Annotated in this window: 28 protein-coding genes; 5 read left to right on the top strand and 23 right to left on the bottom strand. The window is 73.6% G+C overall.

Going from position 1 to position 25132, the window contains the following annotated elements; all coding sequences use genetic code 11:
• Positions 1-97 precede the first annotated feature (97 nt).
• From PAI11_RS26550 to PAI11_RS19780, 16 genes are all read right to left on the bottom strand, one after another.
• Positions 98-280: a hypothetical protein gene (locus PAI11_RS26550; protein WP_007578183.1), complete on the bottom strand. Its 183-nt coding sequence runs from the start codon at positions 278-280 to the stop codon at positions 98-100.
• On the bottom strand, positions 273-1595 hold the full coding sequence (locus PAI11_RS19850; protein WP_007578182.1) for a VG15 protein: 1323 nt from the start codon (positions 1593-1595) through the stop codon (positions 273-275). Before PAI11_RS19850 ends, PAI11_RS26550 begins: the two co-directional genes overlap by 8 nt.
• A complete protein-coding gene (locus PAI11_RS19845; RefSeq protein WP_081488552.1) occupies positions 1592-3079 on the bottom strand; it encodes a phage portal protein in 1488 nt (495 codons plus the stop codon). Before PAI11_RS19845 ends, PAI11_RS19850 begins: the two co-directional genes overlap by 4 nt.
• Positions 3076-4782 carry a hypothetical protein gene (locus tag PAI11_RS24850; RefSeq protein ID WP_007578180.1) on the bottom strand — a complete coding sequence of 569 codons (1707 nt, stop codon included), beginning with the start codon at positions 4780-4782 and terminating at the stop codon, positions 3076-3078. The genes PAI11_RS19845 and PAI11_RS24850 overlap by 4 nt, the downstream gene beginning before the upstream one ends.
• Entirely contained in the window at positions 4779-5219 is a 441-nt protein-coding gene (locus tag PAI11_RS19835; RefSeq protein WP_007578179.1) for a phage terminase small subunit, read from the bottom strand. Before PAI11_RS19835 ends, PAI11_RS24850 begins: the two co-directional genes overlap by 4 nt.
• Before the next feature lie 250 nt (positions 5220-5469).
• A complete protein-coding gene (locus PAI11_RS19830; protein ID WP_007578178.1) occupies positions 5470-5757 on the bottom strand; it encodes a hypothetical protein in 288 nt (95 codons plus the stop codon).
• 3 nt (positions 5758-5760) lie between these two features.
• Positions 5761-6000 (bottom strand): hypothetical protein, encoded by a 240-nt coding sequence (locus PAI11_RS19825; protein ID WP_007578177.1) that lies wholly within the window; start codon positions 5998-6000, stop codon positions 5761-5763.
• Positions 5997-6335: an HNH endonuclease gene (locus PAI11_RS19820; RefSeq protein WP_007578176.1), complete on the bottom strand. Its 339-nt coding sequence runs from the start codon at positions 6333-6335 to the stop codon at positions 5997-5999. The genes PAI11_RS19825 and PAI11_RS19820 overlap by 4 nt, the downstream gene beginning before the upstream one ends.
• Positions 6336-6663: 328 nt before the next feature.
• Positions 6664-6909 carry a hypothetical protein gene (locus PAI11_RS25965; protein ID WP_007578175.1) on the bottom strand — a complete coding sequence of 82 codons (246 nt, stop codon included), beginning with the start codon at positions 6907-6909 and terminating at the stop codon, positions 6664-6666.
• A complete protein-coding gene (locus PAI11_RS19810; protein ID WP_007578174.1) occupies positions 6909-7553 on the bottom strand; it encodes a helix-turn-helix domain-containing protein in 645 nt (214 codons plus the stop codon). Before PAI11_RS19810 ends, PAI11_RS25965 begins: the two co-directional genes overlap by 1 nt.
• The gene (locus PAI11_RS19805; protein WP_007578173.1) at positions 7550-7834 is read right to left on the bottom strand and encodes a dATP/dGTP diphosphohydrolase domain-containing protein; all 285 of its coding nucleotides are present in this window, start codon (positions 7832-7834) and stop codon (positions 7550-7552) included. Before PAI11_RS19805 ends, PAI11_RS19810 begins: the two co-directional genes overlap by 4 nt.
• Entirely contained in the window at positions 7831-8994 is a 1164-nt protein-coding gene (locus tag PAI11_RS19800; RefSeq protein ID WP_007578172.1) for a hypothetical protein, read from the bottom strand. Before PAI11_RS19800 ends, PAI11_RS19805 begins: the two co-directional genes overlap by 4 nt.
• Complete coding sequence (locus PAI11_RS19795) at positions 8994-9245, bottom strand: hypothetical protein (RefSeq protein ID WP_040601101.1); 252 nt, start codon at positions 9243-9245, stop codon at positions 8994-8996. The genes PAI11_RS19800 and PAI11_RS19795 overlap by 1 nt, the downstream gene beginning before the upstream one ends.
• On the bottom strand, positions 9242-9727 hold the full coding sequence (locus PAI11_RS19790) for a hypothetical protein (RefSeq protein ID WP_138974442.1): 486 nt from the start codon (positions 9725-9727) through the stop codon (positions 9242-9244). The genes PAI11_RS19795 and PAI11_RS19790 overlap by 4 nt, the downstream gene beginning before the upstream one ends.
• The gene (locus PAI11_RS19785; protein ID WP_040601099.1) at positions 9724-10107 is read right to left on the bottom strand and encodes a hypothetical protein; all 384 of its coding nucleotides are present in this window, start codon (positions 10105-10107) and stop codon (positions 9724-9726) included. The genes PAI11_RS19790 and PAI11_RS19785 overlap by 4 nt, the downstream gene beginning before the upstream one ends.
• Entirely contained in the window at positions 10100-10567 is a 468-nt protein-coding gene (locus PAI11_RS19780; RefSeq protein ID WP_040601098.1) for a hypothetical protein, read from the bottom strand. The genes PAI11_RS19785 and PAI11_RS19780 overlap by 8 nt, the downstream gene beginning before the upstream one ends.
• A 209-nt stretch (positions 10568-10776) precedes the next feature.
• Between PAI11_RS19780 and PAI11_RS25960 the strand changes: the two genes are divergently transcribed.
• Positions 10777-11514, top strand: a complete 738-nt coding sequence (locus tag PAI11_RS25960; RefSeq protein WP_007578165.1) for an SHOCT domain-containing protein — start codon at positions 10777-10779, stop codon at positions 11512-11514.
• Between the two features lie 22 nt (positions 11515-11536).
• On the opposite strand, the gene PAI11_RS19770 is transcribed toward PAI11_RS25960, so the two are convergent.
• Positions 11537-12265 (bottom strand): hypothetical protein, encoded by a 729-nt coding sequence (locus PAI11_RS19770; protein WP_007578163.1) that lies wholly within the window; start codon positions 12263-12265, stop codon positions 11537-11539.
• 217 nt (positions 12266-12482) lie between these two features.
• Here PAI11_RS19770 and PAI11_RS19765 point away from each other — a divergent pair, with 217 nt between their 5' ends.
• On the top strand, positions 12483-14690 hold the full coding sequence (locus PAI11_RS19765) for an NADP-dependent isocitrate dehydrogenase (protein WP_007578161.1): 2208 nt from the start codon (positions 12483-12485) through the stop codon (positions 14688-14690).
• 26 nt (positions 14691-14716) lie between these two features.
• Here the strand turns inward: PAI11_RS19765 and PAI11_RS19760 are convergent, their stop codons facing one another.
• Positions 14717-15418 (bottom strand): TetR/AcrR family transcriptional regulator, encoded by a 702-nt coding sequence (locus PAI11_RS19760; protein ID WP_007578159.1) that lies wholly within the window; start codon positions 15416-15418, stop codon positions 14717-14719.
• A gap of 146 nt (positions 15419-15564) precedes the next feature.
• On the opposite strand from PAI11_RS19760, the gene PAI11_RS19755 reads away from it, so the two are divergent.
• Complete coding sequence (locus PAI11_RS19755; protein WP_007578157.1) at positions 15565-17025, top strand: MFS transporter; 1461 nt, start codon at positions 15565-15567, stop codon at positions 17023-17025.
• Positions 17026-17122: 97 nt separating this feature from the next.
• Here PAI11_RS19755 and PAI11_RS19750 read toward each other — a convergent pair whose 3' ends face one another.
• The 5 genes from PAI11_RS19750 to PAI11_RS19730 form a co-directional block, all read right to left on the bottom strand.
• On the bottom strand, positions 17123-17605 hold the full coding sequence (locus PAI11_RS19750; protein WP_007578156.1) for a limonene-1,2-epoxide hydrolase family protein: 483 nt from the start codon (positions 17603-17605) through the stop codon (positions 17123-17125).
• 52 nt (positions 17606-17657) lie between these two features.
• Positions 17658-19220, bottom strand: coding sequence for a metallophosphoesterase family protein (locus PAI11_RS19745; protein ID WP_007578154.1), 1563 nt, complete (start codon positions 19218-19220; stop codon positions 17658-17660).
• A gap of 48 nt (positions 19221-19268) precedes the next feature.
• Positions 19269-20690 carry an FAD-dependent oxidoreductase gene (locus PAI11_RS19740; protein ID WP_007578151.1) on the bottom strand — a complete coding sequence of 474 codons (1422 nt, stop codon included), beginning with the start codon at positions 20688-20690 and terminating at the stop codon, positions 19269-19271.
• 269 nt (positions 20691-20959) lie between these two features.
• Positions 20960-21886 (bottom strand): carbohydrate kinase family protein, encoded by a 927-nt coding sequence (locus PAI11_RS19735; RefSeq protein WP_040601111.1) that lies wholly within the window; start codon positions 21884-21886, stop codon positions 20960-20962.
• A gap of 5 nt (positions 21887-21891) precedes the next feature.
• The gene (locus tag PAI11_RS19730; RefSeq protein WP_040601110.1) at positions 21892-22584 is read right to left on the bottom strand and encodes a class II aldolase/adducin family protein; all 693 of its coding nucleotides are present in this window, start codon (positions 22582-22584) and stop codon (positions 21892-21894) included.
• A gap of 143 nt (positions 22585-22727) precedes the next feature.
• Between PAI11_RS19730 and PAI11_RS19725 the strand changes: the two genes are divergently transcribed.
• On the top strand, positions 22728-23420 hold the full coding sequence (locus PAI11_RS19725) for a TetR/AcrR family transcriptional regulator (RefSeq protein WP_007578143.1): 693 nt from the start codon (positions 22728-22730) through the stop codon (positions 23418-23420).
• A gap of 20 nt (positions 23421-23440) precedes the next feature.
• On the top strand, positions 23441-24958 hold the full coding sequence (locus PAI11_RS19720; protein ID WP_007578142.1) for a flavin monoamine oxidase family protein: 1518 nt from the start codon (positions 23441-23443) through the stop codon (positions 24956-24958).
• Positions 24959-25132 lie beyond the last annotated feature (174 nt).

The following is a 25132-nucleotide window of genomic DNA, read 5'->3' as shown; positions in this document are numbered from 1 at the left end:
TCGAGGGTCGCCAGCGGCCCCGGGGTGGGGGTCGTGCGGCGGTTGGGCGAGGGGGCCGCCGACGGGGCGGCGGGGCGGGAAGCCTGGTGGCCGCGGCCTACGCGGCGTTGCGGTCGGCGCGCTGGCGCAGACGGCGGCGGGTGGCGTCGGCGAGCTGCTGCTCGTCGGCGCTGAGCGGCCGCGGGCGATGCTCGGAGTCGTGGCCGAGCCGCAGACCCTCGACGCTGGCCCACTTGCGGGCCGCGGCGTCAGGGTCGGTGGTGGTGGGGCGGTCAGCCATCGAAGTAGAACGTTGCTCGAGCGAACACCGGTGAGATCGTGGGATCGACCTCGTCGAGGACGATACGCCCGCCGCGCGCGAGGAGCAACTCCTGCTCCTCGGGGGCGCCGGAGACCGGTGCGACCCACGCGACCGGCGTTCCGGCGGGGATGTGGAGCTGGATCAGCAGCGCATCGTGGTCGCCGGCGAACGCCTCGGAGATCTCGGCCGCCAGCGACACGGAGGTGAACCCGGGGTCGTCGAGGATGTCGCCGGGCTGCATCTCGGCGGCCGGAACCAGCCATCGACCGACCGTCGCAAGCCCGCGGAACACGCCGCCGACTGGTCGTTGCAGCGGGGTCATAGCCCGGTCGAGGTCGGCGATCAGGCCGGCGGCCTCGTCGCTGAGCGGCACGAGGTCGCGGAGCGCGTCGTTGACCGGGGCCGCCAGCGCCGGGGTCGAGTAGCGGCGCAGCGCGTCGGCGTCGTCGCCGGTCGGGGCATGGTGCTGGTCGAGGTAGCGGGTGATCGCGTCGTGGCGCACGAGCGGGACGCGGCGGGCGAGCGCGGCGAGGGTCGTCTCCTCGACGAGCGGCTGCTGCACGTTGACGTTGCGGTCGCGGAAGGTGACGAGTTCGGCGAGCGGGAGGCCGCTGCGGATCGCGTCGGCCTTCGCGGCCCCGCCGTGCCCGGCGAACATCGCGTCTTGCTCCGTTGTGGTCATCGCGTCCCAGCGCTGCTGTGGTGTCGCGCGGCCCGCGTCGTGCTCGTTGACGTCGCGGACGACGGGCTCCTTGATGCAGCGGCAGTGGGGGTGGCGCGGGAACCGCTCGTCGAGCGCGCGGACACGGGTGTCGGCGAGGACGAGGCACGCGCCGCAGCACCCGGCGCGCGAGACGCGTCGCCAGCCGGTGACGGCGGGGTCGGCGTCCATCGCGCTGTCCATCCCGTCGCGCCACGCGTCGGAGAGGCTGAGATCGATGATCCGCCGCAGCGCCGCCTCGCGGGCCGCAGCGGGGTCGGCCGCGCTGTCGGCGGCCAGCCAGTCGCGCGCGATCGTCCGGTTGAGGTTCCGCGGCGGCCGGACGCTGACCGTCGGCACGTCGGGCACGGGGTCCACGCCAGCGGCGCGCACGATCTGCGAGACCGCGACGGCACCGCGTTGCGCGGCGGTGCGGGTCTGCTGCTCGAGCATCCGCGAGAGCGCCGCGTAGGCGTCCTCGCGTCGGTCGCTCTGGGCGATCTCGCGTGCCCATCGCGCGGTCACGCGTCCGACGTCGCGGTCCCAGGCTGCCTGGGCGGCGTCGGTGGCGCGCCGCAGCGCCGGGCCGCTCACGCGGCGATCGGCTCAGGCAACGGCTCCGGCGCGGCCGGTTCGACCGCCGGGCCGTTCGGGGTCAGGCCGAGCGCGTAGCCGCCGGCGATCTGCTCCTCGATCCGCTCGGCCTTCCACCGCTCGATCATCGTCGGGGTGGCGCCCCACATCTCCCAGAGCGCGACCTTTGGCACCTCGAGCGTGGAGAGCTTTGTGAGCGCGTCGACGCGGACCGCCTCGGACGTGGTCTCGTGGTCGCGCCAGACGACCTCGGCGGTCATCGCCATCTCCTCGAGCCCCAGCACGTGGAACGCCAGACGGAGCGTGGCCTTCCACGATTCGCCGAAGAGCTTGAGCTTGCGCGCGACGCGGAAGTAGAGCCCGGACTCGGCGGCCTTCAGGGCGTCGCCGCTGATGTTGACCATCGAGCCGAGGAGGTACTGCGGCGGGGTCCAGGTGAGCGCGGCGACGTCGTTCTTCAGCGACTCCAGGACGCCGGTGTAGTTCGACAGGTCCGACGCCTCCAGCTCCTTGATCTCGCCGCCCTCTTCGAGCGTCAAGAGCCGCTGGATGCCGAACTCGGCCTGCGTGATCGGCTGCTTCGTCGTCGGGTCGATCGGCGTTTCGCCGCCGATCAGGACCCGCTGGCGGTAGGCGGTGAACTCGGACGCGATCAGGAGATCGGCGAACGTCTTGTCGAGCGCGTCCTGGAGCGGTTCGACGGGCTCGAGGTCGGAGTGGCCCTGCCAGTGGATGTCGGGGTTGTTGATGAACTCGACGATCGGGACGCGACCGAGCGGGTTGTCCTCACCCTTGGTGACGGTCCACTGCTGCGGCGGGATCGCGGTCCGCTCGTCGGAGCCGTCGATGCCACCGACGAGCGTCCAGACGGTGTCGGGGGTGAAGAGCAGCGCGTGCCAGCGGCCGACGAGGTCGCGCCACGACTTCAGGCCCGCGAGGATCCGGCGGCGGTCGGCCGGGTCGCGCATCACGATCGTCTCGAGCGGGTCCTCGACGGTGATCCGCGGGTCGTCGTGCTCGTCGGGCCAGGTGAGGGTGTAGCCCCAGCCGGTGACGATCGTGTCGAGGTGCAGCTGGGCGGCGTGGAGGTCCAGGCCGTTGGCCTGGAAGATCTCCCAGGCGTCGCGGTCGGGATTCGGGTCGCGGGGATCCAGCCGGAAGCCCTGGAGGTCGATGCGAGCCACGGCGGTCTCGGCGACCAGCGGCATCCAGTTGTTGCGGGCGCACCCGAAGCTGTCGCCGAACGCGTCGGTCCAGTTCTTGGACCCGAGCCGCATCGGCTGCTCCCCGGCGAAGTAGGCGCGATGCCGGCGGATCGACGGCTCGCGCTGGGACAGCCGTCGCGACAGCTCGCGCGTCCACGCCGCGGCGCGGGCATTGCCGTCGGCGTAGGCGTCGGGGTCGACGTCGAACGGCGTGAACCGCGGCGGGCCGCCATCGGGCAGCATGAACGGCGTGTCCTGTGGGGTGGTCGGTTCGGTCATCGGATGAAGCCCAAGCGGGCCTTGCGGCCACGGATCCGGGCGGAGCGGAACTCGTTCTTGGCCAGCGCGTCGGTGCGGGCCGTCCAGCCCAGGACCATCGCCATGGCGAGATCGATCTTGTGGGGGGAGCCCTTGCGCTCCTTGCTGAGGATGTGACCGAGGCGGCCCTTGTCGTCCAGCACGACGGGGACCTCGATCGTGTGCGCGTTGCCGACGTGGGTCGTCAACGGCGTCTTGGCGGACGCGTGTCGCAGACGAGCGACGGTCGGGTCGGCGCCCTGCGCGGCACGCACGTCGACCTCGAACGCGTCCAGCGCGAGGGCCATCTTGCGCTGCTCGTTGGTCTTCCACGTCCGGACGGCCGGGCCGTGGTCGCGGGCCCACCGCGCCATGTCGGCGGTCCAATAGAACGGGTCGCCGTAGAACCGCGCGACGGGGTGCGTCTGGAAGAGCTCGTCGACGCCGCCGTCGACTTCGGCCTCGTCGACCTCCCAGTCGTCGCCAGCGTCGGCGGGCTTCTCCCACCAGCGCCAGGGGACGATCAGACCGTCTTCGGTGACGACGATGATGCCGGTGGAGTCGTCGAAGCGGGAGCCGTCGAACCCGGCCGCGACCGGGGTGCCGGGCTCCAGCCGCTCGCTGGTCTCCAGCGCTCGCCAACGAGCCAGGTCCAGCCACGAGCCGGTGCCCTGCGCGACCTGGTTCAGCCAGGCGCGGCGGGCGTCGGACTCCTCGGTCTCGGGGTCGCGGATGTCGGTCAGGATCCGGACGACGTCCAGCCAAGCCGAGGCGGGACCGTAGACGTCGCGGATCGCGCGGCGGACCTTCCGGTCGTCGCCGAAGTCCTTGCCGACCAGCGGGTCGGTGGGCTCGCGCCAGTCGATCAGGACGCCGGCGCGAACCATCGCCTCCAGCGACCCGAGCCGCAGCGCGTACTCGTAGGCCCGCTCGAGCACCGACCCCTGGCCGGGCTTGTGCGCGTTCGACGTCTCGTACATCCACCCCTCGGCCGCTTTGCGCTTGGCCAAGTTGCGGGTGACCATCCGGTGCTGGTCGCGGTGCTTCTTGGTGCGCCAGAGATAGGTCTCGTCGGCGACGCCGAAACTCTCCTTGCCGCCCTCCTTGGAGTCGGCACCGGAGGTCGACGGGGTGATCTCGCCGCCGGCCGGAAGGTTCGTGCGGGTCAGGCCGACGTCGAGGCCGGGCCAGGTCTCGCGAACCTCGGGCCCGCGCAGCATCTCGTACGTGTTGTCGTACGTGTTGCCGGTCTGGTCCTCCTCCGTCGCCAGCGCCCGGATGAACGGGGTCAAGAGCGGTCGGCCGACGGGCTCGCCCTCGCGGTACGGGTAGCCCCACCAGGAGACCTCGCCGGCGGCTGCCCAGTGGCTGAAGCGGCAGGGGCCGATCGCCTCGACGACGACGAGGCCGCCCGCGATCTCGGACTTCCGGCGGCCCTTCGGCGCGACGCGCACGACGCGGTGGAAGACGCGGCGGCCGTGGCCGTTGAGGCGGTAGCACCAGCAGAGGTGCCGGATCTCCTCGTCGTCGAGCGCGAGGCCGGGCTCGTCGCCGGGAAGCCAACGCTCGCCGATGACGTCGCCCGGACCGTGACGCAGGAACGTCTCCCACCAGTCGACGATCTGGAAGCCGAGCGTCGGGAAGTTGACCGGGCCGAGCTGGGGGAGCCGACCCTTGCCGGTCACGTCCCGGTGCCCTCCATCCGGCCCCGCCGCTCGTCGCGGCGGCGCTGGAGTTCGTCGGTCCGCTGCGGGTCGTGCGCGGTTCCGGGCCCGCCGACGCGGTCGATCTCCCACTGGAGACGGCGGCGCGCCCAGGGCGAGAGGCCGTACATCTGCTCGAGCTGACGAAGCTCGCCCAGCTCGACGCCGTTGATCTTCCCCTGCTCGGCCTTGGAGTGCAGGCGGCACAGGCGCGCGATGCCGAAGTGGTCGACGTCGTGCAGGATCCCGCCGATCGGCGAGGTGAAGATCGCGGTCCAGTAGACGAGCGCGGCAACCGACGGCTTGCGGCCCGGGAACTCCGGGACCTCGTCGGGGACATCGTCGTCGGTGAGGGTGGTCCAGTTGGGCTGGTCGAGGTTCCGTCGTCGGGTCTGGCCGGGCGGCTTGGGCAGCGCCACGGGTGGCCTCCTGGGCCGATGTCGCGACCGCGGTCCGGGCATCTGGCCCAGACCGGATCGTCAGTGGCGGCGCGCGGTTGCGCCTGGGTGAAGTGAGTGCCGGGCTAGGGGTTCGCGACCCTGAGATCCGTACAGATCGCGAGAAGCCACCCCGGGCGGTTCCTAGCCCCCTCGGGAGGGGGCCACCCCCCACCCTTGCACCGTGCAAGCAGCCCGCCTGGGGCACGCATGCACGGCGCACGGGTGAGGGTCAGCCCAGCTGGTGCGCTGCGGCCCGCATGATCGACAGCTCCACGTGGGGCGGTGCCGACTCGAACGCGACCACGCTCCGGGCACGAACGAAGGTCGTGACCTGGGTGAACGTGGGGTCGTCGCTCAACGCGTCGAAGTCCGACGCCTCAGGGTCGCGGTACCGGATCGACAGCATCGGCAGGAACTCTCGATCGCAGTCCTCGAGGAGGCGTGCGACCTCGTCTCGCTCGTGCGCGACGCAGAACTCGTCGGTGCTGTCGAGGTAGATCCAGGTGTGACTGCTCACGGGTCAGGTCTCGTCATCGGGCTGGTCGACGTCGGTGATCGGACGGCCTCCGGTGCGCTCGCCGATGTCGCGGTGCGCGATCACCGGGATCGCATACGCCTGGCCGGTCTCGGGGTTAGCCGTCTCGACGGTCGGCTGGCACCAGCACCAAGCCGCGAGCACGTGGCCGTCCTCGTAGTCAGGGACCAGCGCGACGTGGGTCGCCATCTCCAGCACGTGCCAGCTGTTGCGGGTGGCGGTCATCGTCGGGCGCCGGTGTCGCGGTCGGCCACGAGGTGGCAGGCCGTGCAGAGCATGCGGCCGTTCGGCTGGACGATCGCTCCGCCCTGGCTGATCGGGTGGTGGTGGTGCAGCTGGAGGTCGTCGCTCGGCTCGCCGCACTCCTCGCACCGTCCCGCCGCGCGGCGGGCAGCGGCGCGGCGGGCGCGGCGGTGGGCCGCTCGGCCTGCGCCGTTGAGGGCGATGCTGGACGGGGAGCGGTTGGCCCACGCCCGGCGTTGGTGCTCTGCGCAGCGTCCACTGCCGGTGGCGTCCTCGGGGCAGCCGGGCTGCGAGCAGATGGACGGCGCGCGGGACATGGTGGTGGCGCGAACGGGCCGCGGTCGACGGTGACGCGGGCGCTGGGCGCGCGCTGCCGCCCCGGCCCGGCGTAGGAGTCGCGCGGGGTCTGTGCATGGCTCGCCGCGGGGCGAGAGGGGCGCATCGATCGACCGCGACCCGGTCACGGGGATGCGGGGGAGGAGACGGGCGAGTTGCCCTGGTAGGGCGGGGCCTAGAACGCGAAACGGCGCCTGTGCCGTAGGCGCCGCGTTCGGATTCTGGACGCAGTTCGTCCGTCGGTAAAAAGCGTACCTGGACCACTCGTCGGATGTCAACTCGCGCCTGTGACCGAGCGCCGAGCGGTGGTCACCGGAGGGTCACCGTCACATCGACGAACGCTGATGTCGCTCTCGCGGCGGCGACGGCGGAGTCCGGTCCGGCCTCGATCCGGAACAACGACGATCCATCGGCGAAGTTGACGGAGATGCGGTCGTGGGACCAGCCGATTCGCTCGACCGTGCTGACGCGACCATTGATCCTGATCGTCGCTCCGGGGTACAGGCCACCGGAGCGGATCAGGTCGTCGAGCAGGACGAAGGCGTGCTTCGGCATCAGCTGGCCTTGCTGAGGTGTTCGTCGAGGATCCGTTGGACGGTCGTCTTGCTGGCGCCTACCTCTTGGGCGATCGAGCGCTGCGACCGGCCGGCGGCGTTGAGCGCGATGACCTCGGCGATGCGGTGCTGGCCGACGGGGACCGGGACGCCGGTCTCGGGGTGCCGTGCGGAGCTGCGGCGGGCGCGGCGGACCCAGAGCGCGTCGCAGCGGGAGCCGATCGCGGTCTCGACGGCGGCGACCTCCTCGGGAGCCCAGCCGGGGTAGCAGTCGATGACGCGGTCGAGGACGAGGTCGGCGTCGTGCTGGACCGAGAACCCGGCGTCGGTCAGCAAGTGCTCGCGCGCCCAGCTGTCGAGCTGCCCTAGCTGGCGGGCGTAGACGGCGCCGCAGACGAGGACGTCGGTTCGCAGCCCGACGACGTCGTCCCACGATGCGTGGAACCGGGTGAGCCACGTCGCTTCGAGGGTGTCGCCGCGCGGCCCGGTCGGCGGGCGGCTCTCGGGCTTGCCAGCGCTGACGCGGCCGCCGATGCTCTGGCCGGATGCCTCGGTGACCTGGGTCGCGATCCGGCCGAGCAGCCGCCATGCCTCGCGGCGGCAGCCCTCCAGCGTCAGCAGGTCGTGGCGGACGACGAGCGTCACGACTGGGCCTCCTCTCGGTCGAGGGCCATCAGCAGTCGGGTCGCGGCGTGCGCAAGGTGGCTGTGGCCGCTGTGGTCGACGCGGTCGCCAGCGAGCCACCGCAGCAGGTGTCGCAGCCCACAGCTGACGTGGTGGCGGGCGGTCCGGCTGCGCCACCGCTCGCCGTGCTCGTCGGCGCCGTCGGCCATGACCTGGCCGCAGGTCAGCAGCGCGGCGGCCGGCAGGAGGTCCGGCCGGGGCTTCGCCGCTCGGGCGATCACCCGGTCGATGTTGCTGCTCATGCGGTCGCCGCCGTGGCGGTCGCGACGTGTTCGGGCCGGACGAATCGCAGCTCGTAGCCGGTGCGGGTCGCCGCGGCCTCCAGCGTCGGGACGAGGCGGTCGGCGATCCACGACGCGGCGTGGCTGGGGCAGGTGACCGTGACGACGTCGGCGTCGACCGCGATCGGTCGCATGACGGACAGCCAGGTGTCCCAGGCGGCGTCGCCGATTCGGGCCCTGGCGTCGGCCAGGATCGCCGGCCAGAAGCCGGCCGCCGCCGCAGCCTCGGCCGGCAGCGCAACCGCCTTGGGCTGCCCGGTGGTGGCGGGGCGGCTGGTGCGGCGCCGGTCGCCGGCGAACGGCGGGCGTCTCTGGCCGAGGCCGAACCGCAGCGCCTCGAGCGGCGTGATCGCCTGGCACGTCCCGTCGGCGATCAGCTGCTCGAGCTGCTCGCCGAGGCGTCCCCAGTCGATCGGCGGCCGGTCGCGGTCGCCCTCCTTGCGCAGCTCGTCGCAGATCCCACGGCGGTGCTGCTCGATCGAGTCGGAGGGCCAGCACCGAGCGAGGGCCTGCCGGGCAGGGGCCCAGGCCATCGGGACCGGGAGGTCGCCGCCACCGCCGCCGGGCGGCGGATCGCCGGCCGCCTCGTGCGCGTCCGCGTGCGAGGCGGCGGCGGTAGCCGCCCTACTCGGGTCGGGTCGGGTCGGGTCGGGACCACTGGACTCCGGTCGGACGTCCGGCGGAGTCCGCGGCCTGTCCGGATCGTGTCCGGCCGGAGTCCCGCCGGACGGGTCGTCGTGTCCGCCTGGACTGGTGCCGCGGCGGCCCTTCTTCTGGGCGTCGCGGCCGCGGGCCTTGCGGTCGGCTTCGGCCGCGCGGCGCTGCTGCTCCTTCTCGCGCGAGGGCTGATAGTCGAGGTAGTCGTGGACCTGCAGGGTCTCCTCGTCGAGCTGCTCGAGGAACCCGACGTCGACCAGTGCGGCGATCGTGGCGTCGGCGTCGAGCTGGGCGAGGATGCAGTGCTCCTCGAACCAGTCGCGGTCGATGACACCGTCGGTCTCGTGCGCGGCGCTGTAGGTGATCGCCATCGTCAGGAGCCCGACGGCGGCCGGCGCGGTGCGCCACAAACGCCGCGTCTTGCGGTGCTCGGAGAACCTGTCGTCGAACTTGGCCCAGCCCATCAGAGTCCTTCTCTCAGCCGGACGCGGCCGGCGGTCGTGAGTACGTAGCGGCCGTCGGACTGACGGCGGTGGATCAGGCACCGGCGGCCGAGGCCGTCGAGCGTCTTCGTGGTGGCCTTGCGGCCGGCTGCGGTGTGGTGGCTGGCGGCGACGAGGAGCGTTGCCTCGTCCCAGGCCGCGCCGCGGCCGTCGCGCTCGTCGAGGTCACGCACGCCGAGCATCACGGCGCGCGCGGTGGCGGGGAGGCTCATGCGGCGCTCCTGGCGTGGTCGGGGATCGGGAACAGCCAGCGGGTCGGCCAGCGCTCCTCGCGGGTGGCGTCCGGCTCGCGGCCGTCGCGGCAGCGCTGCCGGAGCCGGATCGCGGAGATGCCGCGCCGCCGTGCGGCGGCCTCGACGTCCTCGAAGCCGTCCGGGATCGCCGGGCGCGCGTGGAGCATCGAGTTGGACGCCGCGTGGCCGCCCTGGCCGAGGCGCCAGCGGACCTGGCTGGGGGAGATGCCCAGCACGCGGGCGGCCCTCGCAGTGCCCAGGTCGCGCTCCAGCGCGACGGTGCGGCGGTACTCCTCCTGCGACAGCGGCGGGGTACCACCCGTGCCGCCGCGCGGCCGGATCCGCACGCCAGCGGCGCGGAGCCGGTCCCGCACGACGCCCTCGTGGAGGAACGCGTCCGCGCCGATCGAGGCGGACGACTCGCCCGCCTCGTACCGGCAGACCATCTCAGCGATCGTCATGCGCTCTCGCCTCCGTCGGACGCACCGCTCGGCGCGGCGATGCCACTAACGGCGACGCGCTTGGTCCAGCGACGACCGCTCGCGTGGCCGAAGCTCAGATCGACGTAGTGCCCGACGACCTCGAACGCGTCGGCGGTCCCAGGAAGGGCGCGTGCGACGACCGCCCCGGGCGCGCCGACAGTGTCGCTTCCGGTAACGATGACGAGCTCGAAGCTCTGGAGCAGCGTTCCGACTGCGAAGTTCGAGGCCGGCGTGTCCTTCGTCAACGCGGCGACGACCTCGCGGGCTGTGGTCTCGTCGTCCCGGCCGGCCTGGCGCGCCGCGGCGACCGCGCTGGTCGCCTGCCCCATCGCCTCCGGGCTCCAGCGGAACTCAGGCATCGCCCCGGCCCTCCTGGACGGCGGCGAGGGGTCGGCCGGCGAGGGCGTTGTTGAGGACGTCGAGGGCGGCCTGGGCGCCGGGGTGCTCGTCGACCGCGGCGGTAGCGAGGTCGCCGTCGATGTAGCGGCCGCCCGTCAGCTCGTCGCGCGCCAGCTCGATCGCGTCGTGGTAGCGCCGGTCGACGTCCGTGGCGGCGACGGACGTCACGACGCCGGACGCGTCGAAGCGGTGCAGCGCCTGGGCCAACTGCCGGTTGGCCGCGGCGGCCGATCGGGCGGCTTGCGCGACCGACAGCAGGTCGATCGGCTCCGGTCCGTTTCCGGTCCCTGCGGTCTGGTTGCGGGGCGATTCGGCGGGTTGCGGCGGGTCGTCGTCGCTGTCGCCGTTCGGCTTGTTTGCAGGCGTTTCGTCGCTGCCGGCGCCCTCCCCGACACCCTCCGGTTCTTCCTGGCGAACCATGGTAAGGAAGGGGTCGCCGGTTCGAGTCCGGCAGAGGGCTTGCGAGCGTCGGGGACACGGGATCCGTGTCCTCGGCGCTTTCGTCGTTCTGCACGATCTCCTCCGGTCGTGGGGCGGTCGTGGGGCAGGGCTCACCGGTAGTTCGCACGGACCCCGGCCCGCGCCGCGTACGGTTGGCGGGCGGTGCCGCCGGGCCTAGGGTCGGTCCGATGAGGGGCACGCGACAGCTGATGGCAGCCACCGCCGGGTCGCCGATCGCGGTCGGCGACCGTCGCTGGCGCCCCGGGGCCGTCCGGCTGGCGATCCGGGTCGCGGTGGTGGTCGTCCTCGCCGCCCTCGCCGTCGCACCGCGTGCGAGCGCGGCCACCGAGGCGCAGCAGGGCGCGCAGCTGCTCGCCCGCGTGCAGGACGGCAGGGCGACGTGCTCGTCGCTGACGACCGACGACTTCGACCGGATCGGCGAGTACGTGATGGAGCGGATGCTTGGGTCCGCGGCCTCGCACGAGGCGATGAACCGCCAGATGCGGGCGATGATGGGCAGCGCCGGCGAGCAGCGGGCGCACGTCTACATGGGCCGGCGCTTCGCCGGCTGCGCCACCGGCCGTGCGCCGGCGGGACTCGGCGCGGCGATCGGGATGATGGGCGTGGGCATGATGGGCGCCTCCGGTGACGGCTCCCGCGGGACGATGATGGGCGGGAGCTACGGCCCCGGACGGATGTGGGGGCACCGCGCGGGCGGCGACGGCTGGGATGGGCGCGGCACCGCGATGGCGATCTTCATGGGCCTGCTCGTCCTGATCGCGGTGGTCGCCGTCGTGCTGTGGCGCCCGTGGCGCCCGCGCAGCGCCGCCACGCCGCTCGAGATCCTCCAGCAGCGGTTCGCGCGCGGCGAGCTCGATCAGGAGGAGTTCGAGCAGCGCCGCTCGCTGCTCGACGGGACGCGGTGACCGCCCCGCCGGCTCGTTCGGCTCAGCGCCTGCGCTTCTTCCCCGCCGGGTACAGCGTCACGCGCCAGTCGGTGACCGTGGTGCAGGTGACGCCGGGCGTCGGGTCGGGCTCGTCCTCGCAGCGGGCCTCGTCGCGGCCGACGAGGGTCAGGGAGGACTTGGAGCTGGCCAGGCGCTTGGGGTCGAACCTGCCCGTGCCGACGTTCAGCAGGACGTTGCCGGTCCGCACGGTCATCCCGTCCCAGACCCAGCGGCAGTCGGGGTAGAGCTGCGACGTGCCCAGCACGGTGTCGTCGCTGAAGGTCGTCCGGCGGCCGGTCAGGAACTGGACCGATGCCTGGGCGTCGAAGGTGCGCCGGCCGACGCAGCCGCCGCTGGTGTCCGGCCGGTCCTCGCCGCAGACGACGGTGACGCCGCCGCCCTGGCGATCGATCGTGCCCGAGATCGGCAGGGTCGAGGTCTGGCGGCCGCGCTTGTCGCGGACCCACAGGCCCCAGCTGCTGCCGGAGCCGACGATCGTGCCCTTGAGCGCGCGGGCGTGCGAGAACGAGATCGTCTCGGTGCCGCTGCCGCGCTCGCCGCCGAGCTTGTTCTGGCAGCCCGGGTCGGCGACCGGGACGGCCTTCCAGGTCGTCTTCTGGGATCCGGAGACCTTGAAGGTGACTGGGCGGTTGGCGAAGGTCGCGGCCGCGGCCGGCTGGGCGACGGCCGCGGCGCCGACGAGCGACGCGAGCAGGAGCAGGCTTCTCATGCACCCAGGCTCCCCGCTCGGCGCATCCCCTACATCGGGGAGCGGCCCGCGAGTGCACCCCAAAGAGATCGCCGCTCGACGGGCGCTCCCGCCGCGTGCACCGCGACCGGCGGACCGCAGCAGATAGCGTGTCGCTCGCGCATCGGACCCTGCTCGCCGGAACGCGGCTGGCCGGGCCGGTCGCTCCTACCACGAAGCGAAGCAGGCCGACAGCCACATGAAGGTCATCTACACCTACACCGACGAGGCGCCCGCACTCGCGACGCACTCGTTCCTGCCGATCGTCGAGGCGTTCGCCGGGGCGGCCGGCGTCGACGTCGAGACGCGGGACATCTCGCTGGCCGGGCGGATCCTCGCCCAGTTCCCCGACCGCCTGAGCGAGCAGCAGCGCGTCCCCGACGCCCTCGCCGAGCTCGGCGAGCTGGCCAAGACGCCGGACGCGAACATCATCAAGCTGCCGAACGTCAGCGCGTCGATCCCGCAGCTGAAGGCCGCGATCAAGGAGCTGCAGGACGACGGCTACGCGGTCCCGGACTACCCCGAGGACCCGCAGACCGACGAGCAGAAGGCCGCCCGCGCCGCCTACGACGCGGTCAAGGGCAGCGCCGTCAACCCGGTCCTCCGCCAGGGCAACTCCGACCGCCGCGCCCCCGCGTCCGTCAAGGCCTACGCGAAGAAGCACCCGCACGTGAACAAGCCGTTCGCCGATGGGTCGAAGACCGTGGTCACCAGCCTCGGCGACCACGACTTCCGCCACAACGAGAAGTCGGTCGTGCTCGCCGCCGACGACACGCTGCGGATCGAGCTCGTCACCGCCGACGGCGAGACGCAGGTCCTGAAGCCGTCGCTGCCGGTGCTCGCCGGCGAGATCGTCGACGGCACGGTGCTCGAGGTCGCGGCGCTGCAGGCGTTCCTGAAAGAGACCGTCGCCGCGGCCAAGGCCGAGGGCGTGCTCTGGTCGATCCACCTGAAGGCGACGATGATGAAGGTCTCCGACCCGATCATCTTCGGCCACGCGGTCAAGGCGTTCTTCGCCGACGTCTTCGCGCGCTACGGGGACGACCTCGCGGCGGCCGGCCTGTCGGCCAACGACGGCCTCGGCACGATCCTGCCCGGCCTCGACGCGCTGCCCAACGGCGCCGAGATCAAGGCCGCCTTCGAGCAGGCGATCGCCGACGGCCCGCGGCTCTCCTACGTCAACTCCGACAAGGGGATCACGAACCTCCACGTCCCCAGCGACGTGATCGTCGACGCCTCGCTGCCTGCCCTGATCCGCAACGGCGGCCGCCTCTGGGGTCCGCAGGGCGAGGAGGACGACACGCTGATCGTGATCCCCGACTCCTCCTACGCGGGCGTCTACGAGACGGTCGTCGAGGACGTCAAGGCCAACGGCCCGCTCGACCCGGCCACGATCGGCACCGTTCCGAACGTCGGCCTGATGGCCCAGGCCGCGCAGGAGTACGGCAGCCACGACAAGACCTTCGAGATCCCCGCCGCGGGCACGGTCCGGGTCGTGAACGCCGCTGGCGAGACGCTGCTCGAGCACGAGGTCGCCGCCGGCGACATCTGGCGCGGCACGCAGACCAAGGACGTGCCGATCCGCGACTGGGTCAAGCTGGCCGTCACCCGCGCCCGTGCGAGCGGCGACCCGGCGATCTTCTGGCTCGACCGCGCCCGCGCGCACGACACCGAGCTGATCGCGAAGGTCGAGGCCTACCTGGGCGACCACGACACCGACGGCCTCGACATCCGGATCCTCGCCCCGGCCGACGCCACCGCGCTCTCGCTGGAGCGGCTGCGCCAGGGCCTGAACACGATCTCGGTCACCGGCAACGTCCTGCGCGACTACAACACCGACCTCTTCCCGATCCTCGAGGTCGGCACGAGCGCCAAGATGCTCTCGATCGTCCCGCTGATCGCCGGCGGCGGCCTGTTCGAGACCGGCGCCGGCGGGTCGGCGCCCAAGCACGTTCAGCAGCTGGTCCAGGAGGGCTACCTGCGCTGGGACAGCCTCGGCGAGTTCTTCGCCCTGGTGCCGGCGCTCGAGAAGTACGCCGAGCAGGCGGGCCGGCCGGGGGCGAAGGTGCTCGCCGACGCGCTCGACCGCGCGACCGCGACGTTCCTCGACCAGGATCGCTCGCCGGGCCGCAAGCTGGGCACGATCGACAACCGCGGCAGCCACTTCTACCTGGCGCTCTACTGGGCGCAGGAGCTGGCGGCGCAGACCGAGGACCCGGCCCTGGCCGCCCGCTTCGCGCCGCTGGCCGAGACGCTGGCCGCGGCCGAGGAGCAGATCGTGGCCGAGCTGAACGGGGTCCAGGGCCAGCCGGTCGACCTCGGCGGCTACTACTTCGTCGACCGCGCCAAGGCGGACGCGGCGATGCGGCCGAGCGCCACGCTGAACGCGGCGATCGCGGCGCTCTAGCCGGCTGCGGGTCCGGTCGGCGCGACTCAGCGCCGGCCGGACTTCCAGCAGGCCATCGACTGGTCGAGTTGCTCGAAGGTCAGCGGCTCGGCCGGAAGCGGCGTGCCGACCTCCGGCTGGACGCGCAGGCCGTCGAGCACGATCGCCAGCAGCCGGCGCCACGCGTCGGGGTGCGACTCGCGGGTGTAGTCGACGAGGCTGCCGAGCGTCATGCCGATCATCGGCACGTCGGTCGGGGCGACGTCCGCGCGGATCACGCCCGCCTGCTGCGCGCGGGTGAAGAGCTGGATCGCGATCGGGGCGATCCTCGACCGCGCCGCGGTCACGCGGTTGCTGCCGTGGCCGTGGCTGATCAGCAGCTCCTTGAGCCCCCGGTCGGCGGCCTGCAGCTCGAGCTGGCCGCGCAGGAAGTGCACGAAGCCCTCCCACGGATCCTCGATCGTCAGTCCCTCCTCGGCGAGCGCGACGATCTCCGAGACCCGCTCCTCGAAGAGCGCGTCGATCAGCTCGCCCTTCTCCGGGAAGCGGCGGTAGACGGTCCCGACGCCGACGCCGGCGTGCTTGGCGATGTCGTCCATCGTCACGCCGAGCCCCTGCTCGGTGAAGACCTCGCGGGCCGCCTGGAGGATCCGCCGGCGGTTGCGCTCGGCGTCCGCGCGCAGGGGCCGCTCGGCTGGCGCACCCGCGGTCGCGGGCGGCTCGGTGGCGGGATCGCCGAGGTCGGTCATGACCGGATCATACAAAACGGAGGAAGGCTCTCCATTTGTGTGCTACGGTGCCGAAAGAAAAGTTGAGGAACGTCCTCCACTTATGTGCGCGGCGCCACAGACGCCGCACGCGAGCACCTCGACACCAGTCCTCCCGGAGCACCAACATGCCTGCCACCCAAGATCCGCACCACGCGCGGCGCTGGCTGATCCTCGCCGTCATCGGGATCGCCCAGCTGATGGTCGTCCTCGACGCGACGATCGTGAACATCGCCCTGCCCTCCGCCCAGCACGACCTGGGCTTCTCCGACGACTCGCGCCAGTGGGTCGTCACCGCCTACGCGCTGGCGTTCGGCAGCCTGCTGCTGCTCGGCGGCCGCCTCGGCGACCTGATCGGCCGCAAGCGGATCTTCATCGTCGGCCTGCTCGGCTTCGCGCTGGCCTCGGCCGTCGGCGGCGCCGCCGGCAGCTTCGGCGTGCTCGTCGCCGCTCGCGCCGCCCAGGGCCTCTTCGGCGCGCTGCTCGCGCCCGCGGCCCTCGGCCTGCTGTCGACGACCTTCACCGACCCCGACGAGCGCGGCAAGGCGTTCGGCGTCTTCGGCGCGATCGCCGGATCCGGCGCCGCGATCGGCATGCTGCTCGGCGGCGTGCTGACCGAGTGGCTGTCGTGGCGCTGGAGCCTCTACGTGAACCTGCTCTTCGCCGTGCCGGCCGCGATCGCCGCCTTCCGGCTGCTGCACGAGCAGACCCCCGCGGAGCGCCCGCGCCTGGACATCCCCGGCACCGTGGCGGCGTCGGCCGGCCTGTTCTCGCTCGTCTACGGGTTCTCGCACGCCGAGACCGACGGCTGGGGCAACGGCGGCACGATCGCCTTCCTGGCCGCCGGCGTCGCGCTGCTCGCCGGCTTCGTCCTGATCGAGCTGCGCAGCAAGCACCCGCTGCTGCCGATGCGCGTGGTCCTGGATCGCTCGCGCGGCGCGTCGTACCTGGCCTTCGGCCTGGCGAGCGTGGCGATGTTCGGCGTCTTCCTGTTCCTCACCTACTACCTGCAGCAGACGCTGGGCTTCTCGCCGATCGAGACCGGCCTGGCGTTCCTGCCGATCAGCGCGGCGATCATGGTCACGGCGACGACCGTCAGCACCAAGGTCTTCCCGCGTACCGGCGCCCGCCCGCTGGTCCCGACCGGGATGCTGCTCGGCGCCGCCGGGATGATCTACTTCACCGGCCTCGGGACCGACAGCTCCTACGCCGCGCACGTCCTGCCCGGGCTGCTGGTGATGGGCGTCGGGATGGGCCTGATCTTCGCCCCGGCGATGGCGACCGCGACCCTCGGCGTCGACCGCTCCGACGCCGGCGTGGCCTCGGCGATGGTCAACACCGCCCAGCAGGTCGGCGGCTCGGTCGGCACGGCGCTGCTCAGCACGCTGGCGGCGAGCGCGACGACGAGCTTCGCCGAGGGCCGTGCCCGCACCCCGCAGGTGATGGCCGAGGCCGCCGTCCACGGCTACACGACGGCCTTCTGGTGGTCGGCGGGGATCTTCCTCGTCGGCGCGATCGTGACCGGGACCCTGCTCCGCGGCGGCGCCCCCGCGATCGACCCGGCCGTCGAGCCGGCGATGGCCCACTGATCCCCTGATCCCACAGCCGCCCGCCGCACGGCGGGCGGCGCGCCTCGCAGCACGCGCGGCCCGGCGTCGTCCGGGCCGCGCGCTCGTCCCGCGGCGGTCAGCGGCCCTCGGGGGCGCCGGCCCGCAGCCCGGGGAGGACCGCCCCGAGCACGCCGCGGAGCGCCGCCCCGGTCACGTTCAGCCAGTCGAAGTGGTCGCGCCAGAGGGTGATCTGGCCGTGGTGGACCTCGAACGTGCCGCAGACCCAGAACGACACGCGCAGACGGCCGACCTCGATCACGTCGGTGCGCTCGGTCAGGACCACCGGGCCGTTGGCGGCCAGGCGGTGGGTGTGGGCCTCGAAGCCGGTGGCCACCCGGGTGAAGGTCGTCAGCGCGCGCTGGAGGCCGCGGCGGCCGTGGATCGTCGGCAGCGAGACGTTCTCGTAGACGAGGTCCGGGGCCACCAGGCCGGTGGCGCGATCGACGTCGAGCAGCTCGAGCGACGCGAGGAAGGCCCGGACCACGGTCGCCTCGGGCGAGTCGGCCGTGGTCGGACCGCCGATCGGGTTGCGGGCCGAGCCGGATCCAGGAGTGCCCATGCGCAACGACGCTACTGGCTCGCCGCGGGCTCCGGAAGGGGCGACCGGCCCGTCACCGCCCCGGCGGCGCCGGCCCCGCCGTGGTCGCGGTCCGGCCCCTCGCGCCCGCCGGGCCCTTGCGCGCGCCCGCCGCGGGCACGTCGAGCCGCTCGCGACGCGCGGTCGAGGAGCCGCTGCCGGGATCGACCGAGACCAGGTCGACGGCCAGCGGCTGGAAGCGGTCGCCGGTGGTCCGGTAGAGCAGGCGGGCGATCCCGATCGCGGTCGGGTCGCCGGCCAGGTTGCCGGTCCCGCCGGCGCCGACGCTGCCGCCGTTGACCACCGTCACGCCGCCCTGGCGGGTCAGCTCGGCCCGGTGGGTGTGGCCGACGACGAAGACCAGCGGCCGCCGCGGCGGATGGTCGCGGAGGTCGCGCAGGGCCACGCCGAGCAGCGCCGGCTCGTGGACCATCACGATGTCGACGCCGCCGATCAGCGGCCGCAGCCAGGTGGCGAACGCCTCCTGATCGGCGATCGTCGGCCCGGCGTCGACGTAGCGGTCGCGGTAGCCCTGGGAGCGCAGGCGCACGAACGGGTCGCCGTAGCCGGCCACCCGCAGCCCGGCCACCCGCGCGACCAGCCGCCGCGGCCGTAGCGGTCGCCCGTCGCCGCCGAGCTGGCCGTCGCGGCCGAGCACGATCGCGCCGCGCCGGGCCAGCGAGCGGGCGAGGCTGTCGGAGTCGTGGTTGCCGGTCACGAACACCAACGGCCGCCCCGCGTGGACCACCCGCTCCAGCAGCCGGGCCTCGAGCGGCGAGCCGCGATCGGTCAGGTCGCCGGGGAACAGCACCGGCCCGCCGGCGGCGACGCGGCTCAGGATCGGCAGCGCCAGCACGTTGTTGTGCAGGTCCGAGGCGATCGTGACCAGCGGCGCGTCGGTCAGCGGCCGCCGCGCCGCGGGATCGGTCACCAGCCGCGCCAGCCCGACCAGCTGCGCGTCCAGCTCCTGGTCGAGCACGCCCGACGAGCGCTGGGCGTCCTCGAGCGCCGCCAGCGCCCGCGGGATGTCCGGCCCGAAGGCGTAGTACTGCGGTCGGTCGAGCTGGCCGCGCGGCGGCAGCAGCACGACCAGCAGGACCCCGCCCAGGGCCGCCGCGGCGACCGCCGTAGCGGCGGTCCAGCGCAGGCGCGGGCCGTTGCGGGAGCGGACGGCGAGCGCGACCAGCAGCCCGCCGGCCGCGGCGGCCAGCACGGCGATCGCGATCAGCGCGCGCAGGTAGCCGGCGATCGCGTCGCGGGCCTCGGACCGGACGGCGTGGGCGTCGATCCTCCCGCCCTCGGCGACGCGCTGGGCGGCCTGGCGATCGACGGTCCGCAGGTCGATCCGCAGCCGCGCCGGCAGCCGGATCGCGTCGTAGCGGACGCCCCAGTCGACGAGCGGCACGAAGAGGTCGAGCGCGCCGCGGTGACCGGGGTCGACCGACAGCCGCACGTCGCCGACCGACAGCCGCACCGTGCGGTCGTAGCCGGCCAGCGCGCCGGCGCCGGCCGCCACCGTCGCCAGCAGCACGGCCAGCACGCTGACGGCGCGCCGCAGCAGGCGATCGGCGCCGCGCGCCCGGTCGCCCCGCAGCACCCGGCGGGCAGCGGCGAGCGGGCGGCGCGCGATGCGGTCCCGCTCCCCTCAGGTGCGCTCGCCGACCGCGCCGGCGGCGGTCGCGACGTCGACCATCTCCGAGATCCGGGTCAGCTTGACCCGCGGGCGGCCCTGGGGCTCGCCGAGGGCCTGCTCGTGGGCGTCGATCCGCGACCAGGCGGACCAGTCGACGTGGTCGGGCTTGCGCTCGGCGACCAGCTCCGGGAGGTCGTCCTCGGTCACGGTCGGCTCGGGCAGCTGGCCGCTCTCGAGATCCTCCAGCAGCGCGTCGACGGTCCCCTGGGCGCACTTCTTGTTGGTGCCGATGATCCCGGACGGGCCGCGCTTGATCCAGCCGGCCGTGTAGACGCCGGGGACCTGCTCGTCGTCGTTCTCGTCGATCACGCGGCCGCCGACGTTGCGGATCGTGGCCCGCTGGTCGTCGAACGGGACGTCGTGGAGCTTGGTGCCGCGGTAGCCGATCGAGCGCAGGACGAGGCCGCACTCGATGACCTCGGTCTCCTCGGTCGGGCGGGCCGAGAGCCAGCCGTCGTCGTCGGCGACCAGCTCGTTCCTGACGATCTCGATCCCCTCGACCCGGTCCTCGCCGAGGATCCGCACGGGGGAGGCGAGGAAGCGCAGGACGATCCGCCGCTTCTTGCCCTCGGGCGTGCGGGTCGAGTACTCGGTGGCGATCTCGACGTTGCGCTTCTCGCGGACGTCGGCGTCGTCGCGCTCCAGCCAGCGGGCCGAGTGCTCGTCGAGCGCGACCTCGGCGGGGTCGACGACGATGTCGCAGTCGGCCATCTCGCCGAGCTCGCGCAGCTCGGGGTTGGTGAACGCGGCCTGGGCCAGGCCGCGGCGGCCGAGCATCACGATCTCCTCGACCTCGGACGCGATCAGCGCCTCGATCGCGTGGTCGGCGGTGTCGGTCTCGCGCAGCTCGCCGGCGTCGAGGCCGAGCATCCGGGCGACGTCGACCGCGACGTTGCCGTTGCCGATCACGACCGCGCGCTTGGCGGAGAGGTCGAACTCCAGGTCGCGGGCCTCGGGGTGGCCGTTGTACCAGGCGACGAACTCGGTCGCGGGGTGCGAACCGGGGAGGTCCTCGCCGGGGATCCCGAGCCGCCGGTCGTGCGAGGCGCCGGTCGCGTAGAGCACCGCGTGGTGGCGCTCCAGCAGCTCGGCGTGGGTGATGTCCTTGCCGACCTCGACGTTGCCGAAGAAGCGGAAGCCCGGCTTCTGGGCGATCTTCTCGTAGACCCGGGTCACCGACTTGATCTTCGGGTGGTCCGGGGCGACGCCGAAGCGGACCAGGCCGTACGGCGTCGGCAGCTTGTCGAAGAGGTCGACCTCGGCGGCCACGCCCTTGGCGGCCAGCAGCTGGCCGGCGGCGTAGAACCCGGCCGGGCCGGCGCCGACGATGGCGACCTTGAGCGGGCGGGCGGGGGTCTCGGGCTGATCGGACACGGAGCCTCGGCGGATCGGGTGAGCGGCGGAAGGCCGGTTCGGGGCGGTGCGCCCGTCGACCTCCGACTTCCATGGTACGAATTGCGCTTCCCCGGCCGAGTGGTGGGTGGCGACGTCCCGACATCCGGGCGGTGTCGCGTCCTCACCGTCGGCAGCGGCGGGCGCTGCCGGGGATTCTAGTCACACAGCGTGACTGGACATCATGTCCGGTGGCCGCGGGTCGGAGGCGCGGGCCGCGCCGGGCGGCGAGCCGGCCGCCCGCGACCGGCTCAGCGGGTCGGCGTCGTGGCCGCGAAGGCGTCCGCCGCCGCCAGGTCGAAGGCGCCGTGGTCGCTGCCGAGGCCCTGGGCGACCAGCGCCGCGGTCGCGCTGCCGAGGACCGCGCACGCCCGCAGGTCGCGGCCGAGCGAGAGGCCGCGCAGGTACCCCGCCGAGAACGCGTCGCCGCAGCCCGAGGTGTCGACGACGTCGATCGCGAAGGCGGGGACCTCGATCACCTGCTCGGCGGTCACGACCACGGCGCCGTCGCCGCCGCGGGTCGCCGCCACGGTCCCGACCCCGCGCGCGACCAGCGCCCGGCAGCCGGCGATCAGGTCGTCCTCCTCGGTGAAGCCGGCGACCTGGGCGTCGTTGGGCAGCAGGTGGTCCAGCTGCGGGAAGGCCGGGGCGATCCACTCGAGCAGGCCGGGGTTGCCGTCGGCCAGCACGTCGGCCGAGGTCACGGCGCCGTGCTCGTGGGCCAGCGCCAGCAGCTCGCCGGCCGCCTCGCCGCCGAGGAACTCGGGCCCGCCGAGGTGCAGGTGCGTGGCCTGCGCGATCGCCTCGCGCGGGGCGTCGGCCAGGCCGTAGGTGCCGTTGGCGCCGATCACGTGCAGGGCGGGACGATCGCCGTTGGGGCGGATCGGCAGCACGCTGGCCGAGGTCTGGACGCCCTTGCGGCGCAGCAGCAGGCCGGTGTCGACGCCGTGCTCGGCGAGCAGCTCGACGAGCAGCCCGCCGAGCGCGTCGTCGCCGATCGCGCCCGCGGTGCGGACCGCGGCGCCGAGCTTGGCCAGCGTCACCGCGGTTCCGCCCGCGGTCCCCGCCGGGGCGGCCCGGATCTCGTCGAGCAGCTGCGATCCCTGGCCGTCGGGGATCCCCTCGACGGGCCGGGCCAGCACGTCGAGGACGTGGACGCCGAGGGTCAGGGCGCGCATCTCGGTCACTGCGGGGCTCCGGGGTCAGCCGCTTGGTCGTCGGCGGCGTGGGTCTGGCCGTAGCGGCGGGCGACGGCGGCGTCGATCACCGCCTGCTGCTGGGCGGCGTCGAGGGTCCGCGGGCCGCCGGCGCCAGCGGCCGGCGCCGCCCGCAGGTAGACCTCGCAGAGCCACTCCAGCAAGTGCGTGTGGGCGACCGCCGCGTCGAGGTCGTGGCCGACGGTGACGGCGCCGTGGTTGGCCAGCAGCGCGGCCTGGCGGCCGTCGGCGAGGGCGTCCGCGACCAGCTCCGCCAGCTCCGGGGTCCCGAAGGGCGCGAACGGCGCGACCCGCACCGGGCCGCCGAGCAGCAGCATCTCGTAGTGGATCAGCGGCAGCTCGAGGTCGAGCACGGTGCCGACCGCGGTCGCCGCCGTGGCGTGGCTGTGGACGACCGCTCCGCAGCCGTGGCGGCGGTAGGCGGACAGGTGCAGGTCCAGCTCCGACGTCGCCTGCAGCGGCCCGTGGACGTGGCGCCCCGCGAGGTCGACGACCGCGATCTGCTCGGCGCGCAGCAGCGCCAGCTGGCCGCCGGTCGGCGTCACGGCGACGTGGTCGCCGGCGCGCAGGCTGACGTTGCCGCTGGTGCCGCGGACGAGGCCGGTCGCTGCCAGGTCGCGGGCGGCGGCGGCCACCCGCTCGCGCTCAGCGGCGAGCACGGCCGGCACCCGCCCGGTGGGCGAACGGGGAGGGGGGACGGTTGGATATCTCGGAGTGGACTGTACGCAGAATTCGGTCTATGGTGAAACCGTCTTCAGATTTCACCCCTGAAACCACCGTCGGCGACGTCCGACGGCCCGCCGTGCCGACCCCGCCTCCCGACCAGCCGCCGATCGCTCGCCTCCGCCGCGAGCCGCAGCAGGAGCGCAGCCGCGAGCGGCTGCAGCGAGCGCTCGACGCCGCCGACCGGCTGCTGGCCAGCGAGGGCCTCGAGGCCCTGACGACGACCCGGATCGCACGCGAGGCCGGGATCTCGGTCGGGTCGCTCTACCAGTACGTGCCCGACCGCGAGGCGATCATCGACGCGCTCGCGACCCGCTACCTGGCGGAGTTCGACGGGCTCGTGGAGGAGCTGGTCGCCGTCGCCCTCAGCGAGCACTGGGACGACCCGACGGCCAACGTCGTGTGGGCGTTCGCCAGCCGCTGGCGGGCCCAGCCCGGCTACCGCGCGCTGTGGCTCGGCAGCCACCTGACGCCCGAGCTCGAGAAGGCCGACCGCCAGAACAAGCGGATCATCGCCGAGGCGGCGCGGCGCGTCCTCGTCGCCCAGGGGCACGCCACCGACAGCGAGGCGCTCGCGCGCAAGTGCTGGATCGGGGTGCTCGCCTGCGACGCGCTCCTGCGCGAGGCGTTCCGGATCGATCCGGACGGCGATCCGGCGACGCTCGAGGAGACGATCGCGATGCTCCGCGCCTACATCGCCACCGCACCGGCCGCGGACGCCGACCAGACCCCTGCATTCGACGTGCGCCCAGCGACGCACGCCACCGGCTGACACCCCCCCCGAGGAGACCCATGACGACCGATCACCCACTCACCCGTCGCCGCCTGGTCGGTGCCGGTGCCGGTGCCGCCGCCGGTGCCCTCGCTGCCGGCGTCGCCGCCCAGGACGCCGATGCGGCCAAGCGCAGGAAGCACAAGCGCAAGCCGAAGCCGCCGACGGTCCGCAAGGTCGACGTCGTGGTCGTCGGCGGGGGGATCTCCGGCCTGACCGCCGCCCGCAGGGTGGCCGCGGCGGGCAAGTCGGTCGTCGTGCTCGAGGCCCGCGACCGGGTCGGCGGGCGGACGCTCAACCACGACGTCGCCCCCGGCCGCCCGGTCGAGGCCGGCGGCGAGTACGTCGGGCCGACGCAGAACCACATCATCGCGCTCTGCAAGGAGCTGAAGATCGGGATCTACGAGGCGTACACCGCGGGCGACAACTCGTACATCGCCGACGGCCGCGTCCAGCGCTACACCGGCGACATCCCGCCCGAGGTCGGCTCGCTGCTGGGGCTCAACGACCTGCTGACGACGATCGACGACATCGGCCACTCGCTGAACCCGAACTCGCCCTGGGACGCGCCCAGGGCCGCCGACTGGGAGAGCGACACCGTCGCCTCGTTCCTGCGCTCGCGCGGGCCGCTGGTCAGCGAGCGCGTCCACCAGCTGGCGGAGTGCCTGATCGAGCCGAGCTTCGGGGCCGGCAACCGCGAGGTCACCCTGCTGCTGTTCGCCCGCTTCGTGGCCGGCGCCGGCGACGAGAACAACATCGGCACCGTCGAGCGGATGCTCGGCAGCAAGGGCGGCGCCCAGGACTCGCGGATCCTCGGCGGCAGCCAGCTGGTCTCGCTGGCGATGGCCAACCAGCTCGGCAGCGGCCGGGTCGTGCTGAACGCGCCGGTCCGGCGGATCACCCAGGCCGGCGGCACGATCACCGTCCTCTCCGACCAGGGCAGCTGGCAGGCGAAGAAGGCGATCATCGCCGTCCCGCCGCCGCTCGCCGCCGCGATCGACTTCCAGCCCGGGCTGCCGCCCGAGCACCGGATCCTGCTGCAGCGCTCGCCGATGGGCGTGCTGATGAAGTGCGAGGCCGTCTACGACAAGCCGTTCTGGCGCGAGCAGGGACTGAGCGGGATGGCGGTCGCCGCCGGCACCGACGGGCCGATGAAGGCGATGTTCGACAACACGCCGCCGCAGGGCGGTCCCGGCGTGCTCTTCGGCTTCTGCGGCGGCGACAGCTGGCGGCGGTTCAGCGGGATGCGGCCGGCCGACCGGCGCGCCGCGGTCCTGCAGCAGTTCGCGACCTACGTCGGCCCCCAGGCGCTGAAGCCGAAGGCCTACTTCGACAAGGACTGGGGCCGCGAGCCGTGGTCGGCCGGCGGACCGGTCGCGCTGCCCGCGCCGGGCACCCTGAGCGGCTTCGGCCGCTGGCTGCGCCAGCCGCATCGCGACGTCCACTGGGCGGGCACCGAGACCTCGGACTACTGGGCCGGGTTCATGGACGGCGCGGTCCGCGCCGGCAAGCGCGCCGCCCGCGAGGTGCTCGCGTGAGCGGCGGTCCAGGGCTCGTGCCGCGGCTGATCCCGCTGGCGCTCGGCCTGGCGCTGCTCGGCGCGCCGGCCACCGCGGCCGCGCACAGCGAGGCCGAGGCGACCGCCGAGGACCGCTACGCCGCCACCCACCGCGAGCAGCCACGGGCGGTCGCGCCCGGGTCGGGCGAGCTGC

The sequence above is a fragment of the Patulibacter medicamentivorans genome, from assembly GCF_000240225.1.
GTDB lineage: Bacteria > Actinomycetota > Thermoleophilia > Solirubrobacterales > Solirubrobacteraceae > Patulibacter > Patulibacter medicamentivorans.
This window is presented reverse-complemented; position numbering and strand designations above follow the sequence as displayed.

Excerpts from the sequence above, each read along its gene's own strand:
- PAI11_RS19755 (WP_007578157.1), top strand. The coding sequence starts at position 15,565 with ATGCCTGCCACCCAAGATCCGCACCACGCGCGGCGCTGGCTGATCCTC.
- PAI11_RS25965 (WP_007578175.1), bottom strand. The coding sequence starts at position 6,909 with ATGCCGAAGCACGCCTTCGTCCTGCTCGACGACCTGATCCGCTCCGGT.
- PAI11_RS19825 (WP_007578177.1), bottom strand. The coding sequence starts at position 6,000 with ATGACCGCCACCCGCAACAGCTGGCACGTGCTGGAGATGGCGACCCAC.
- PAI11_RS19765 (WP_007578161.1), top strand. The coding sequence starts at position 12,483 with ATGAAGGTCATCTACACCTACACCGACGAGGCGCCCGCACTCGCGACG.
- PAI11_RS19735 (WP_040601111.1), bottom strand. The coding sequence starts at position 21,886 with ATGCGCGCCCTGACCCTCGGCGTCCACGTCCTCGACGTGCTGGCCCGG.
- PAI11_RS19820 (WP_007578176.1), bottom strand. The coding sequence starts at position 6,335 with ATGTCCCGCGCGCCGTCCATCTGCTCGCAGCCCGGCTGCCCCGAGGAC.
- PAI11_RS19785 (WP_040601099.1), bottom strand. The coding sequence starts at position 10,107 with ATGCCTGAGTTCCGCTGGAGCCCGGAGGCGATGGGGCAGGCGACCAGC.
- PAI11_RS19760 (WP_007578159.1), bottom strand. The coding sequence starts at position 15,418 with ATGACCGACCTCGGCGATCCCGCCACCGAGCCGCCCGCGACCGCGGGT.
- PAI11_RS19790 (WP_138974442.1), bottom strand. The coding sequence starts at position 9,727 with ATGACGATCGCTGAGATGGTCTGCCGGTACGAGGCGGGCGAGTCGTCC.
- PAI11_RS19750 (WP_007578156.1), bottom strand. The coding sequence starts at position 17,605 with ATGGGCACTCCTGGATCCGGCTCGGCCCGCAACCCGATCGGCGGTCCG.
- PAI11_RS19795 (WP_040601101.1), bottom strand. The coding sequence starts at position 9,245 with ATGAGCCTCCCCGCCACCGCGCGCGCCGTGATGCTCGGCGTGCGTGAC.
- PAI11_RS26550 (WP_007578183.1), bottom strand. The coding sequence starts at position 280 with ATGGCTGACCGCCCCACCACCACCGACCCTGACGCCGCGGCCCGCAAG.
- PAI11_RS19770 (WP_007578163.1), bottom strand. The coding sequence starts at position 12,265 with ATGAGAAGCCTGCTCCTGCTCGCGTCGCTCGTCGGCGCCGCGGCCGTC.
- PAI11_RS19845 (WP_081488552.1), bottom strand. The coding sequence starts at position 3,079 with ATGACCGAACCGACCACCCCACAGGACACGCCGTTCATGCTGCCCGAT.
- PAI11_RS19805 (WP_007578173.1), bottom strand. The coding sequence starts at position 7,834 with ATGAGCAGCAACATCGACCGGGTGATCGCCCGAGCGGCGAAGCCCCGG.
- PAI11_RS19780 (WP_040601098.1), bottom strand. The coding sequence starts at position 10,567 with ATGGTTCGCCAGGAAGAACCGGAGGGTGTCGGGGAGGGCGCCGGCAGC.
- PAI11_RS25960 (WP_007578165.1), top strand. The coding sequence starts at position 10,777 with ATGAGGGGCACGCGACAGCTGATGGCAGCCACCGCCGGGTCGCCGATC.
- PAI11_RS19720 (WP_007578142.1), top strand. The coding sequence starts at position 23,441 with ATGACGACCGATCACCCACTCACCCGTCGCCGCCTGGTCGGTGCCGGT.
- PAI11_RS19800 (WP_007578172.1), bottom strand. The coding sequence starts at position 8,994 with ATGGGCTGGGCCAAGTTCGACGACAGGTTCTCCGAGCACCGCAAGACG.